We start from the raw sequence: 13,923 nt of genomic DNA, 5'->3' as shown, positions 1-13,923 counted from the left end.
TTTTAAAACAACAGCACTTTCTTTTAGTTATTTGCCATAGCCTTAACATAAAAAGCGTTTTTTATTGTTTATCTTGCATAATCACATTCAAACACATCCAAATACAATGTATTTTCTATCCCTTGATCCAAAGGACATCAACGATATTATTAATTTGAGTGATTTAAATATCATTTACAAATGGTTTTTTGATTCCCTCCATTTTTTACAACTAAACGAACAAGAAACTCATATTGTCACCACAGGTGTGCTGCTTTTAGCCTTTTCACTCTGTATGGTTGTGCTCGATTATATCTTAAAAAATATCGTGATTGTCATCGCAAGGAAATATGCTGCAACAAGCAAAACCCAATTAGATGATATCATAATAAACAATAAGGTTCTGCACAATATTACGCATTTGATTCCTGTAACCTTAGCGCGTATCCTATTTCCTATCTTTTTCATCGGGTTTCCTAATGTCATTAGCTTTGTACTATCACTAACCAATATCTTATTTGTTGTGGTTGTTACCTTGCTTTTGCGTTCTTTGATTCGATCTAGTAGAGATTATGCCCGAACAAAACCGCGCTTAGCTGATAAGCCTATTGATAGTTATTCTCAGGTATCTAGTATTATTTTGTACTTTTTCTCTGCTATCATTATCTTTTCTATTATTACAGGAAAGGACCCTGTTACTTTTCTAGTATCCTTAGGAGCAGCATCTGCTATTCTTATGTTAGTGTTTAAAGATACCATCATGGGGTTTGTAGCGAGTATACAGGTTTCTACCAACGATATGGTTCGCGTAGGAGATTGGATTGAAATGGCCAAGTTTGGTGCGGATGGAACGGTATTGGAAATCAATCTAAGTACCGTAAAAGTTCAAAATTTCGATAAGACTATTACGACAATCCCAACCTACTTACTGATTAGTGATTCGTTTAAGAACTACCGCGGCATGCAAAATTCAGGAGGACGACGAATCAAACGAAGTATTAACATCAAAATGTCGTCGATTCGCTTTTTAGAACCTCATGAAATCAATGAATTGAAAAAGATTCAACTGCTTAAACCTTATATAGAGGAAAGACAAAAAGAAATTGATGAGTATAATATAAGCACTAATGCTGATCAATCCATGCCTGTGAATGGACGTCGTATGACGAATATTGGGTTATTTAGAGCATACGTATTACGCTATGCACAACAAAATCAAAATATTCACAAAGAATACCATTTAATGGTGCGTCACTTGCAACCAACAGAACATGGTTTACCTATTGAACTATATATGTTTACGAATAGTACCGTTTGGGCTTTTTATGAAACTGTCATGGCTGATATCTTTGACCACGTCTTAGCGGCTATCGACTACTTCCATTTAGAGGTATTCGAATTACCTTCTTCAGATGATGTTCGACAATTCATCGCCAACAGCAATGACTTATCTAAAAACCCACACCAACCATAACAAAGTAGATTCAATAGTTGCAAGCAAAGTGATTGCAACTATTGGTCTAACTTATTGATAATTTTCTCTATTTTCTCTTCTGTTGATGTAAGTTTTTTCTTACAAAAAACAATCAACTGAGAAGCGCGCTCTACTTTTTCAGCTAATTCATCTACTGTAACTTCATCGTTTTTTAATGCCGTGAGAATCTGATCTAGTTCTGCTGCGGCTTTTTCATATGTAAGTTTTTCCATACTGATACTTCTTCTATACTTGCTAGCGTAATTTTATATTGTTTGTTATATAAGGTCAATTCTAATTCATCTCCTGGATGTAAGACGGTCTCTTCCGTCACGACCTTTCCTTGTTGTCTAATTATAGCAAATCCTCTCTTCAATAGATGCTCCATATCATATAAAGACAATAAGGCCGTAGTTTGCGTCAATTGAAGATTCACTCGCGTTAAGGTATGTTGCACTTGAGTCGTTATCATCTCCTGTAAAAGGTGAAGCTGCTGCTGTTCCAAGGCTACTTTTTGTTTTCCCCATAAATTCAATCGTGCAACGTAATCATATAAAACATTGTTTCTCTTCTTTAATAGGATTGTAGTTTCAACGGCTATAGCTTGTTCCGTCCATTTCAAATCGCTCTTAGCTACTTGAGTCAACTGTTTTACCAAATATCCCAAGGCTGTAGATTGTTGCGTTAACTTAGCTTCCTCTTCCTTCAGGTGGGAGGTGCTTAAATTCGTCATTCTTTCCTCTACTTGCTGAAGTGCTGTTTGGTAGTAGGTCACAACTCTTTTTGCATTTTCTTTTATCCCCTGTTCCATCTGCTCTAAGAATACCTGAAACTGAAGCGCTCTTTCAATAATAAAGGCGGCCACGGCACTTGGTGTTTTAAAATAGGTATGAGCAACATAATCAGCTACGGTACTATCCGTTTCATGGCCAATTCCCGTAAAGACGGCTTGAGGCATTTGGGCAATTTGCTCTGCTACGCCTAAGGCATTAAAGACATCCAAATCAAATTTTGATCCTCCACCTCGAATCAAAACCACAACATCAAATGCTCCTTGTGCAACAACCTCCAACTGTTTGATGATATTTGCACTTGCTTCTTCCCCTTGTACTTGTGTATCAAAATACGTCAAGTTAAAAGCAAAATGATAGGGATTCTGTATCAAGTGCTGCACAAAATCCTCATATCCCGATGTTCCGATAGAACCTACAACAGCAATATTTTGAAGGACTAACGGATGCGATTGATTCTTATTGAGCTGAAGCAATCCTTTTTGCTGTAATTGCATCAAGGCCATTTGCTTTTTGCGTTCAATCTCTCCTAAACTAAAAGCATAATCCACGTGAATCACATGCAAAGAAAAACCATATACAGGATGAAATATAGCCTCGCCATAACATAAGATCTCAGCACCTTCTTTGACAACTTTATCTAATTCCTCCCCTCCATCAATCACGCATCGTTCCACATTGCGTTGCCAAATGGTAGCTCGACATCGCGCCAAAACCTGATCATCTACCTGCTCTACTAATTCTAAATAGTAGTGTCCGCGACGATCTTTATTCACTTTGAGTACCTCTACTTTAACCCAAAAGTATTTCCCCAGCATAAGTTCATCAAAAACTTGCTGAACGCGATTTAGGATAGCGTGTAGGGTAAATATTTTTCTATTTTCTAACATAAGATACGAAATACGAAAGTACAAAATTAAACGGGTTCATCTTTCTTTTTTGAATTTCATTCACAATGCTCCTTACGCTTGCACTTTCAAAAAACTACATAGGAAAACTAAACCTCAATTATTTAATTGTCGGAACAAACCTTTATATTTGTCGCTGTATTTTAATATTATTCTGTATGACATCTGTAAAAATTATAAATAAATCACAGCATGCTTTGCCTCATTATGAAACAACGCAATCTGCTGGAATGGACTTAAGAGCCAATCTTACTGAACCTATTACATTAAATAGTTTAGAAAGAGCTATTGTACCAACTGGATTATTTATCGAATTACCTGAAGGATATGAAGCCCAAATCAGACCGAGAAGTGGTTTAGCGGCTAAAAAAGGAATTACCTTATTGAATTCACCAGGTACTATTGATGCAGATTATAGAGGAGAGATTGGAATTATTTTAGTCAATCTATCGAAAGAGCCTTTTGTTGTTGAAAATGGAGAGCGCATCGCTCAAATGGTGATTGCAAAATATGAACAAATCCAATGGGAAGATGCAGATGCACTTTCAGAGACCACACGTGGTGCGGGAGGATTTGGAAGCACAGGAACGAAATAAAAACGAAAAATAAATAAGCTACAAAATGAAAATCATTGTACCTATGGCTGGACGTGGATCGCGTTTACGCCCGCATACCCTTACTACACCCAAACCTTTAATTCCAATTGCAGGAAAGCCAATTGTACATCGATTGGTGGAGGATATTGCCAAGGTTTTAAATGACAAAATTGAAGAAATCGCATTTATTATTCACGAAAGCTTCGGTAAACAAACAGAAAAAGACCTGATTGCTATTGCTGAAAAGTTAGGAGCAAAAGGAACAATTTGTTACCAGAATGAAGCTTTAGGAACGGCACATGCTATTTTGTGTGCCAAAGAAAGTATGTCTGGTCCTATCGTAGTAGCTTATGCTGATACTTTATTCCGTGCAGATTTCAATTTAGACAAAACTGCAGATAGCGTAATCTGGGTGAAACAAGTAGAAGACCCAAGTGCATTTGGTGTAGTTCAACTTAATGACAAAAATGAAATTGTCGATTTTGTGGAAAAACCAACCACTTTTGTCTCAGACTTAGCGATTATTGGAATCTACTTTTTCAAAAGTGGAGAAACATTGCGCAAAGAATTAGAATTCTTATTGGATAATAACATCATTAAAGGTGGAGAATACCAACTGACAGATGCATTAGAAAATATGAAACAAAAAGGGATGCGTTTTGTTCCAGGACAAGTGGATGAATGGATGGACTGCGGAAACAAAGATGTTACGGTTGATACCAACAATCGCATGTTAACCTTCTTAGAAGCGGAAAACAGCAATTACGTTTCATCATCTGTTCAACTAGAAAACAGTACCATTATCCCTCCTTGTTATATTGGAGATAACGTCGTACTAAAAAATGCAACAATTGGTCCAAATGTATCATTAGGTGATCATTCTAAAGTAGAAAACGCTACAATTAAAAATAGTTTAATTCAAACACACGCTTTTATTGCAAATGCTAATTTGGACAATGCTATGATTGGAAATCACGCCAAATACAACGGAAATCATACCAATATCAGTATTGGTGATTATTCTGTTTTAGACTAAAATACTATTAAATCCGTTTTAAATTTCTTTAAAACGGATTTTTTTTATCTATATTCGATGTACTAAACCATTTAGCTACAAAAACTATGAAAAAGATTGCGTTCCTATGCCTTACAAGTTTATTATTTATCAGCTGTAAAAAAGGAGGAGAAGGGTTTTTATTGCGAGAATCAGATGCAACAAAATCAAAAACGGCTTTGGTCATTTTGAATGATCACGCTAAAAATGCACAGAATTTCGAAACTGTTACCCTAAAAGGAACAGCACAGTATAAAACGGAAGAAGAAAACTACAAAATTGGGCTTGAGGTTTTAATTGAAAAAGACAAACAGATCCAACTCAACATCCGCTATTCGGATATCCTTGTTAGTAAAGCATTGATCACACCTGATGGTATCCAATACTATGAAAAATTCCATGAAAATGCTTTTCAAGGTGGGTATGATGTTTTGACCAAATTCATAGGTGCTGATGTAAACTTCAACCGCTTTCAAAACCTGTTATTGGGCCAAGTCTTAGACAGTCAAAATAGCGGAGAATATGTGGCTAGTATTGTAGATGGATTACACAAAGTAAGTTCACCTGAACAAGAAGAACTACAATCTACTTACTTTTTTGAAGATGAAAATACACTTTTGAAAAAAGAAGCGATTACAGAACGCAATTCCAATCGAAAAGTAACTATCTCGTATCCAGGTTATCAAAAAGTAAAAAACTTTATTGTTCCAACAGAAATAAATATTCTAGCGGAAGAAGAAAAAACCATAAATTTGGATATTCGTTACAGAAAAGTTTCGTTTAACGAAGATTTACAAATTAATTATGCAGTTCCTAAGGGGTACAAACTCATTAATTTGTAAAAATTCCGTAATATTGTATGGCTTAAGAAGTACACCGCTATGAAAAAAACCTACTGCTCTATATTGTTCATTTTAATGGCATTGCCTTTGTGTGCTCAACAAAAAGAGACACAAGAACAGTTAGAACGCAGAAAGCAACAGATTGTGATTGAGATCAAGTCTGTACAGCAGTTACTTCACAAGGAGCAAACCAAAGAACGCAATATTTTAGCTGAGATTGACGAAATTAACCGCAAAGTCACCCTGAACAGACAGTTAATCAGCAATGTGCGCAAGCAGATTAATATCACCACCAACAATATTGCTAAAAATCAAAAAGAGGCAAATACTTTAGCTAAAGAATTAGATCAGCTTAAGCAAGATTATGCCAAAACGATTGTAAAAGCGTACAAGAGTAGATCCAATCAGAGCAAAATGATGTTTATTCTCTCTTCTGAAAACTTCTTTCAGGCGTATAAACGCGTACAATATTTAAAGCAATATGCTGATTTCAGAAAACAACAGGGAGAAGAACTGAAAGAGAAGACAATATTGCTAAATGAAGCTTTAGCTAAACTTGAAGTTGAAAAAGAAAAACAACGCAAGCTTTTAGCAGAACAAGAAGCGAATGAAAAGAACTTAAAACAAGATTTAACAGCACAACAAGAACTTGTGTCTATTGTGAAGAAAGATCAGAAGAAGTTCAACGAGCAAATCAAGAAAAAACAAGATGAGACCAAAGCAATTGATCGCAAAATACAGCAATTGATTCGCGAGGCCATTGAAGAAGCAAATAGAAAAGCCCGAGAAGCGGCTGCAAAAGCGGGTAAAACCACAACTAAATCAACAGCAACTAGTTCTGCTGCGGCTACTTTTGAACTAACACCAGAAGGAAAATTAGTCGCTGATAATTTCAAAGCCAACCGTGGAAAATTACCATGGCCCGTGGAGAAAGGTTATGTATCTCTACCTTATGGAGATCAGCCGCACCCGGTACAAACACACTTAACTGTCCACAACAGTGGAGTGGAGATTACCACAGAATCAAATGCTAAAGCAAGGGCTATTTTTGAAGGAGAAGTATTACAAGTACAAGTTTTATCTGGAGGGAATAAAGCCGTGTTAATTCAGCATGGAGATTATATTACCGTATATCAAAATCTACGTGATGTTACCGTTCAAAAAGGCGATAAAGTAAGTTTAAAGCAAACCATCGGAACAATTAACACAAACAGCGCTGGAAAAACTGTTTTAAAATTCTTACTTTCGCACAACTCCAATATTGACAACCCTCAAAATTGGTTGAGTAGAAGTAACTAAACGCATTTGTATCCTATGAGTAATGCCGTAGCCTTTAACCTTTTACAGTGGGTGAATGAAAACAAAGACCTACTGAAACCACCTGTATCAAATAAGAATCTTTTTGTCGATTCGAAAGATTATATCATTATGGTTGTTGGAGGTCCTAATAATCGCAAAGACTTTCACTACAACGAGAATGAAGAGTTTTTCTTTCAACTGGAAGGAACAATCTATATTGATATTCAAGAAGATGGGGAGCGTAAACGCATTACACTTAACCCTGGAGATATCTATCTCCTACCAGCTAAAATGCCTCATGCCCCTATTCGTACGGCAAATTCTGTAGGTTTAGTTGTAGAAACAAAACGAAAAGAAGCCCATGCAAAAGATGGTTTGATTTGGTATTGTGAAAACTGCAACGAGAAATTGCATGAAGTTTATTTTGAATTGACGGATATCGAAACGGATTTTCTCCCTCATTTTAAGCATTTTTACCAATCCGAGGAATTAAGAACCTGCTCGCACTGCAATTGTGTGATGGATGCAGTTCCATAACCTCCTTAGAACAGACGAAAACACACCGTATATTTTGTTTCAAAGCAATCTAAAGCTTCTGACTAACAACCTAATTAGAATTTTACAATTAGCACAAAATAAACGTTGCTTTTATTCCAAATAATTGACAACAACTTAATAATATAGCAAAATGAAGTGTTTTTATTAACACCTCTTAGCTAAAATTATTTTTATATCTTAGCAAAGAACTATCTTATAAACTATAAAAGAAGAATAATGGCAACAACAAATGACCAATTTGGAATTTTGGATGCGATGAAGCATTTAGGACTTGAGGAAGTAAACAATGGTACTTCAACAGGTTTGAACTCATTTTCTAACGGAAGAATTATCGAATCATACTCACCTGTAAATGGTGAATTAATAGGAAAAGTAAAAGCTACAACAGCTGAAGATTACGAAAAAGTAATGCAAACAGCACAAGAGGCTTACAAATCTTGGAAATTAGTTCCTGCACCGAAAAGAGGAGATATCGTTCGTCAAATCGGAGAAGAATTACGCGCCAATAAAGAACACCTTGGAAAACTTGTTTCTTATGAAATGGGTAAAAGTTTACAAGAAGGTTTAGGTGAAGTTCAAGAAATGATTGACATCTGTGATTTCGCAGTAGGATTATCTCGTCAATTATACGGTTTAACTATGCACTCAGAAAGACCAATGCACAGAATGTATGAGCAATGGCATCCAATCGGAATTGTAGGTGTTATTTCTGCTTTCAACTTCCCAGTGGCTGTTTGGAGCTGGAATACAATGATTGCTTGGGTTTGTGGAGACGTATGTGTATGGAAACCAAGTTCAAAAACACCTTTATGTGCAGTTGCTTGTCAAAATATTATTGCTAAAGTATTCAAAGCAAACGATATCCAAGAAGGAGTATGTAACTTAGTAGTTGGAAACGAATGTGGAGATTTAATGAACAATGACCACAGAATTCCATTAGTATCTTTCACAGGATCAACTCGTATTGGTCGTCACGTATCAAAAACAGTTGCTGAGCGTTTTGGAAACACTATTTTAGAATTAGGAGGAAACAACGCAATCATCGTTTCTGAGCATGCTGATATCAACATGGTATTAGTTGGAGCAGTATTCGGAGCAGTTGGAACAGCAGGACAACGTTGTACATCAACTCGTCGTTTAATTATCCACGAAAGCGTTTATGATAAAACAATCCAAGTATTACAAAGTGCGTATGCGCAATTGAAAATTGGAAACCCATTAGATGCAGCAAATCACGTTGGACCACTAATTGACAAAGGAGCTGTTCAAGATTACTTGAATGCTATTGAAAAAGCAAAACAAGAAGGTGGAAAAATCATCGTTGAAGGTGGTGTTGTAGAAGGAGCAGGATATGAAAGTGGTTGTTATGTAAAACCATGTATCATTGAAGCTAAAAACGAATTTGAAATTGTTCAAGCAGAAACGTTTGCACCAATTTTATACGTAATGAAATACAACAACATTGAAGAAGCTATTGCAATGCAAAATGGTGTTCCTCAAGGATTATCATCATCAATCTTCACAAACAATATGCGTGAAATGGAATTATTCCTTTCACATGCAGGTTCTGATTGTGGAATTGCTAACGTTAATATCGGTACTTCAGGTGCTGAAATTGGTGGAGCTTTTGGAGGTGAAAAAGAAACAGGTGGAGGACGTGAGTCTGGATCTGATGCTTGGAAAGCTTACATGAGAAGACAAACAAATACAATCAACTACGGAAGTCAACTTCCATTAGCACAAGGTATTAAATTTGATTTTTAATCGAATACAACCATAAAAAAAGACGTCTAATAGACGTCTTTTTTGTTTTTATCTCTTTTTGATTAAAAACGGTAACCAATCATAACTCCTGCATTGAATTCAATAGCAGAGAAACGATCATTTACTTCACTACTAAAGTTTCGCGCTACGTTAACAAATGGTTCGATTGCAAAAGAATCTCCCATCGTCCACTTGTGTCCGAAACCAATACCTAGAATAAAGCTATTCATATCCGTTTTTACACGCTCTAATCCATCAATTTCTGCATTAAATCTATCTTCTTTAAAGTTACCAAAACGGTACTTGATAAAAGGCGAAACAGAATACCCACTTCCGTTGGCATCATTTTTACCTCCAAAATAGAATTTATAGTTTAAAGCTAAACTCGTTGTATTAAACTTTTGGTCTTTGCTTTTACTTTCGTGATAGTACGAAAAGCGATCCATAAAATGCACATCTAATCCAACAGATTGATTATGGTCAATAAAATGCTCATAACCCAATTCAATTGAAGGCACTACAATGGCATTAAGAATATTTACCTTAACCTCATTCACAGCTTGTGCTTTGGCGCCTAATATTCCACCGATTAAAAAAGCAGTTGCGATTATTTTTTTCATTTGTTCTAAACTTTGCCTACAAATATATAATTTTTTACCATTATTAATGATTTCTTCCCTCCTCTGTTGGATATAAATCAGCCACAACATCACTTTGCCAGTATTCTTTTGTCTCAATATCCATGGCGCTTATTTTTCCTAAGAAAGCAGCTCCTGTATCTATATTCCAAACATTCGCAAAGTTGACAGGTACATCAAAGCCAAAATGCGTTACAGGGGTATGCCCAATATAAATCTCCTCATGAAACTTTAGACGTTTAGGATATAAGGGGCTGGATGCATCTAAGTTTGGATCCATAGCCATCACCATCTCCCATAAGGTACGATCCCAATACAGGTACTCTTCAAAGAACTCTACTTCTATTCCTCTTGGATTGGTAAATCCAGCATGTACAAACAATCGATTTTTTGCATCGATATAGTAATTTTGCAAACGCTGAAAAAAAGCTAAATGTCGGGCAAATTGTTCTTCGGGCAGTTGACGATAAGCCAACACAGAAGCATCTCCTCCATTCCTAAACCACTGTGGGTTTTCTTGCTTTGTCAGCATCCATTTCACTAAAAGACTCTCGTGGTTTCCTCTTAAAAACACACAAGAATGCGTTTGTTCTAGGGCTAATAAAAATTCAACGACCAAATGGGGTTCACTCCATCCATCTACATAGTCGCCTAAAAAAATCAATTGATCGGTTGGTGTTATTTGAGCTCGTTCAAAAAGTTGTTTCAAACCTTTAAATCCGCCATGTATATCTCCTATAACCAATGTTCTACTCATAACTTTCAGTTTCGTATTTCAGTTTTCGCAAGATACGCATAACTTGCTTAAAGCCTGTAAACAACTGGGGGTCATTGGCGAATTTTAAATAATCTTTAACCTCAATCAGTTCTTCTTTCGCTTGCTCAAAACCATTGAGGTAACACAACATCATGTTGTAACATAATTTACTCAGTACGCGTTCTTCCTTATTCGTTAATCGCTCTCCCGTTTTTAATTTTTGAATAACCTTTAGGCTGTTTCTATAAATGTGCTCCAAAATATTCTCATTGTACTTGGGAGGTTCAAAAAGCATCTTACTCTCTAGGGCATAACTACCGTTGTCGTAAAAATTTAAGCGTACTTCTTCAAAGGGATAATAACTTGTTCCGTCATTTAACCCAAGATTCAAATATTCCGTCAACACAAATGATTCGGTATCATAAAACAAGGTCACCACATCTAAAGAAGAGTAGAATAACTTAATTTGTTCATTGACAAATTCAATATCCATACGCGAATAGAACGGAATACCGCGAATATTCATCTTCTTTCCGATCCAACAGATCACAAATTGCTCTTTAAATACGCTATAATTGGCGTGAATATCCTTAGAAGATTGCGTCATATAACGCACAACGCTCTCTAGTACGTGATTTAAATTATTTTGAGAACTTTTTTCAATGCTCTCTACATGACTTTGATTTCCGTTGTAAACGAGTGCTCCATTGGGTACGGATGTACTCCCAACACGGGAAAAATAAGAGCCTGCTTGAATCTCACCGATAGGCCGTTTGAAAGTGGTCAAATCGGAATTTGGCGCAATGGTTACCAATCCAATCACCTTATCATCAGCAAGATCCGTAAAAGTAACATTGTCATACGTAATGCTCGGTGGATTGGCAAAATAGGCATTTACTAGATTTTGAATCTTACTATCATCATAAAAATCTACACCAACTAATTCGTTATTATCGTCATCCACTCCTACAATGATAAATGAGTTATTTTGAGGATTTGAATTAGATAAGGCACAAATATGTTTTAAAAATTTTGCTTTCCCCGATTTGGTATGTAAATTTAGCTGCCGTTTCTTATCATAGAAACTATTCTCATCATATTGGGCCAATAGATTTTTAATAAGTAATCGCTTATTAATCATAGCAAATTATTTTTTGTTCTTAAATTTATAAAAAGAAACCCATAAATCATGCCCAAATGTTGAACGGCTACTTTAGATTTAACCATCTATTAACAACTTAATAGAGAATATTTTTTGAATTTGCATGAATAATTAAATGAGCGTTATTTTCAGACAAAACTTTTATTATGGAAACACCAGGATCAAATTACGATATTCGAGAATTAAATGAACTTATAGAAAGAGAAAGTGCTTTTATTGATATCTTAACAATGGAAATGAACAAGGCTATTGTTGGACAAAAGCACATGATTGATCGATTGTTAATTGGATTACTAGGACAAGGGCACATCTTACTAGAAGGAGTACCTGGATTAGCAAAAACACTCGCGATTAATACATTATCAAAAGCTGTACACGGGAGCTTCAATAGAATTCAGTTTACGCCAGATTTATTACCTGCCGACGTAATCGGTACTATGATTTACAACGTAAAAGAAAATGATTTTACTATCCGCAAAGGACCCGTTTTCGCTAACTTCATCTTAGCGGATGAGATTAACCGTGCTCCTGCAAAAGTACAATCTGCACTTTTAGAGGCGATGCAAGAAAAGCAAGTAACGATTAGTGATACGACTTATCCGTTAGACAAGCCTTTCTTAGTTATGGCGACTCAAAACCCAGTAGAACAAGAAGGGACTTACCCATTACCGGAAGCGCAAATGGACCGTTTCATGTTGAAAACGGTCATTGACTATCCAAAATTAGAAGAAGAACGCTTAGTTATTCGCCAAAATTTAGCTGGTGAAAAACAAACGATAAATCCAGTAGTAACCTTGGATCAAATCAAACGTGCACAAGAAGCCGTTAAAAAGGTTTACATGGATGAGAAAATTGAAAAGTATATCTTAGATATCATCTTTGCTACGAGATACCCAGAACAATTCAAATTAGAGAAATTAAAACCACTCATTAGTTTTGGAGCATCACCTCGTGGTAGTATCAACTTAGCAACTGCTGCTAAATGTTATGCTTTTATCAAACGAAGAGGATACGTAATTCCAGAAGATGTACGTGCCGTAGTCATTGACGTATTACGCCACCGTATTGGAGTTACTTATGAAGCAGAAGCAGAAAGTATCACTTCTGTTGATATCATCAATCAAATTGTAAACGAAATAGAAGTGCCATAGTAGTCAAACACTGTGGATTACAACTATTTATTTCACGATTATTCCGCTCATTTAAGGAATAGTTATTTTGAATAATTCTTTTACAATGGAAACCAAAGAGATTTTAAAAAAGGTCAAAAAAATTGAGATCAAAACCAAGCGTTTAAGTGATCATATTTTTTCTGGGGAATACCACACTTCCTTTAAAGGGCGTGGTATGACTTTTTCTGAAGTGCGTCCGTATCAATTTGGCGATGATGTTCGCGCCATTGATTGGAACGTTACTGCGCGTTACAATGAGCCTTATATCAAAGTTTTCGAAGAAGAAAGAGAACTTACTTTAATGCTAATGGTAGATATCAGTGCATCTGAAAACTTCGGGTCAACCGATGCATTCAAACAAGATATCATCACAGAAATAGCCGCAACTTTAGCGTTTTCTGCTACGCAAAACAACGATAAGATTGGACTTATTTTATTTTCGGACCAAATTGAATTATTCGTTCCTCCTAAAAAAGGAAAGATGCATGTATTGCGCATTATACGTGAATTGATTGATTTCAAACCCAAGAGTCAACAAACCGATGTTGCTTTAGCCCTCGCTTACTTATCGAAAGTAATCAAGAAAAAAGCGATTGTTTTTATCCTGTCTGACTTTGTTACACCTCCTTATGAAAGTACCTTAAAGATATCAGCTAAAAAGCATGATATCACGGGAATACGCATTTATGATGAGCGCGAAAAAGAACTTCCTAATGTAGGAATGATGAATGCCTATGATGCAGAAACAGGACAAGAAATCATAGTCAACACAGGAAGCAAAGAGGTTAGAAATCAATATACCACCCATTTTTTAAAACAAGAAGATCAGTTCAAGAAGACCTTTCAAAAATGTGGTGCAGGTGTAATCAACATGCGTGTAGATGAGAGTTATGTAAAAAAATTATTAGGGTATTTCAAAGCTAGATAAA

Annotated in this window: 14 protein-coding genes; 9 read left to right on the top strand and 5 right to left on the bottom strand. The window is 35.9% G+C overall.

What is annotated here, in order from left to right; genetic code table 11:
• Window positions 1–106: 106 nt before the first annotated feature.
• Complete coding sequence (locus M2306_RS15155; protein WP_181816742.1) at window positions 107–1,453, top strand: mechanosensitive ion channel family protein; 1,347 nt, start codon at window positions 107–109, stop codon at window positions 1,451–1,453.
• A gap of 38 nt (window positions 1,454–1,491) precedes the next feature.
• Here the strand turns inward: M2306_RS15155 and xseB are convergent, their stop codons facing one another.
• The gene (xseB, locus tag M2306_RS15150) at window positions 1,492–1,686 is read right to left on the bottom strand and encodes an exodeoxyribonuclease VII small subunit (RefSeq protein WP_002988310.1); all 195 of its coding nucleotides are present in this window, start codon (window positions 1,684–1,686) and stop codon (window positions 1,492–1,494) included.
• The gene (gene xseA, locus M2306_RS15145; RefSeq protein WP_115092789.1) at window positions 1,647–3,134 is read right to left on the bottom strand and encodes an exodeoxyribonuclease VII large subunit; all 1,488 of its coding nucleotides are present in this window, start codon (window positions 3,132–3,134) and stop codon (window positions 1,647–1,649) included. Before xseA ends, xseB begins: the two co-directional genes overlap by 40 nt.
• Window positions 3,135–3,310: 176 nt before the next feature.
• Here xseA and dut point away from each other — a divergent pair, with 176 nt between their 5' ends.
• From dut to amaB, 6 genes are all read left to right on the top strand, one after another.
• A complete protein-coding gene (gene dut / locus M2306_RS15140; protein ID WP_115092002.1) occupies window positions 3,311–3,748 on the top strand; it encodes a dUTP diphosphatase in 438 nt (145 codons plus the stop codon).
• Between the two features lie 25 nt (window positions 3,749–3,773).
• On the top strand, window positions 3,774–4,784 hold the full coding sequence (locus M2306_RS15135) for a sugar phosphate nucleotidyltransferase (protein WP_259189182.1): 1,011 nt from the start codon (window positions 3,774–3,776) through the stop codon (window positions 4,782–4,784).
• Window positions 4,785–4,870: 86 nt separating this feature from the next.
• Window positions 4,871–5,644, top strand: a complete 774-nt coding sequence (gene lolB1, locus M2306_RS15130; RefSeq protein ID WP_259189184.1) for a lipoprotein insertase outer membrane protein LolB1 — start codon at window positions 4,871–4,873, stop codon at window positions 5,642–5,644.
• A 39-nt stretch (window positions 5,645–5,683) separates the two neighbouring features.
• Entirely contained in the window at window positions 5,684–6,943 is a 1,260-nt protein-coding gene (locus M2306_RS15125) for a murein hydrolase activator EnvC family protein (RefSeq protein WP_115092004.1), read from the top strand.
• A 15-nt stretch (window positions 6,944–6,958) separates the two neighbouring features.
• Window positions 6,959–7,480, top strand: a complete 522-nt coding sequence (locus M2306_RS15120; RefSeq protein ID WP_002988328.1) for a 3-hydroxyanthranilate 3,4-dioxygenase — start codon at window positions 6,959–6,961, stop codon at window positions 7,478–7,480.
• A 237-nt stretch (window positions 7,481–7,717) separates the two neighbouring features.
• Complete coding sequence (amaB, locus tag M2306_RS15115; RefSeq protein ID WP_115092005.1) at window positions 7,718–9,265, top strand: L-piperidine-6-carboxylate dehydrogenase; 1,548 nt, start codon at window positions 7,718–7,720, stop codon at window positions 9,263–9,265.
• 62 nt (window positions 9,266–9,327) lie between these two features.
• Here the strand turns inward: amaB and M2306_RS15110 are convergent, their stop codons facing one another.
• Genes M2306_RS15110 through M2306_RS15100 form a run of 3 tightly spaced genes read right to left on the bottom strand, consistent with a single transcriptional unit; the run spans window position 9,328 to window position 11,801 of the window.
• Entirely contained in the window at window positions 9,328–9,885 is a 558-nt protein-coding gene (locus tag M2306_RS15110; protein ID WP_115092006.1) for a DUF3575 domain-containing protein, read from the bottom strand.
• A gap of 43 nt (window positions 9,886–9,928) precedes the next feature.
• Entirely contained in the window at window positions 9,929–10,660 is a 732-nt protein-coding gene (locus M2306_RS15105) for a metallophosphoesterase family protein (RefSeq protein WP_115092007.1), read from the bottom strand.
• Window positions 10,653–11,801 carry a DUF5929 domain-containing protein gene (locus M2306_RS15100; RefSeq protein WP_115092008.1) on the bottom strand — a complete coding sequence of 383 codons (1,149 nt, stop codon included), beginning with the start codon at window positions 11,799–11,801 and terminating at the stop codon, window positions 10,653–10,655. Before M2306_RS15100 ends, M2306_RS15105 begins: the two co-directional genes overlap by 8 nt.
• A 167-nt stretch (window positions 11,802–11,968) precedes the next feature.
• Here M2306_RS15100 and M2306_RS15095 point away from each other — a divergent pair, with 167 nt between their 5' ends.
• Window positions 11,969–12,973 (top strand): AAA family ATPase, encoded by a 1,005-nt coding sequence (locus M2306_RS15095; protein ID WP_002988342.1) that lies wholly within the window; start codon window positions 11,969–11,971, stop codon window positions 12,971–12,973.
• 85 nt (window positions 12,974–13,058) lie between these two features.
• On the top strand, window positions 13,059–13,922 hold the full coding sequence (locus M2306_RS15090) for a DUF58 domain-containing protein (RefSeq protein ID WP_259189190.1): 864 nt from the start codon (window positions 13,059–13,061) through the stop codon (window positions 13,920–13,922).
• Window position 13,923: the final 1 nt, after the last annotated feature.

The organism is Myroides gitamensis, assembly GCF_029894455.1.
Taxonomy (GTDB): Bacteria; Bacteroidota; Bacteroidia; order Flavobacteriales; family Flavobacteriaceae; genus Flavobacterium; species Flavobacterium odoratum.
Note: the sequence above shows the minus strand (reverse complement) of the source record. Positions and strands in the feature narration are given on the sequence as shown.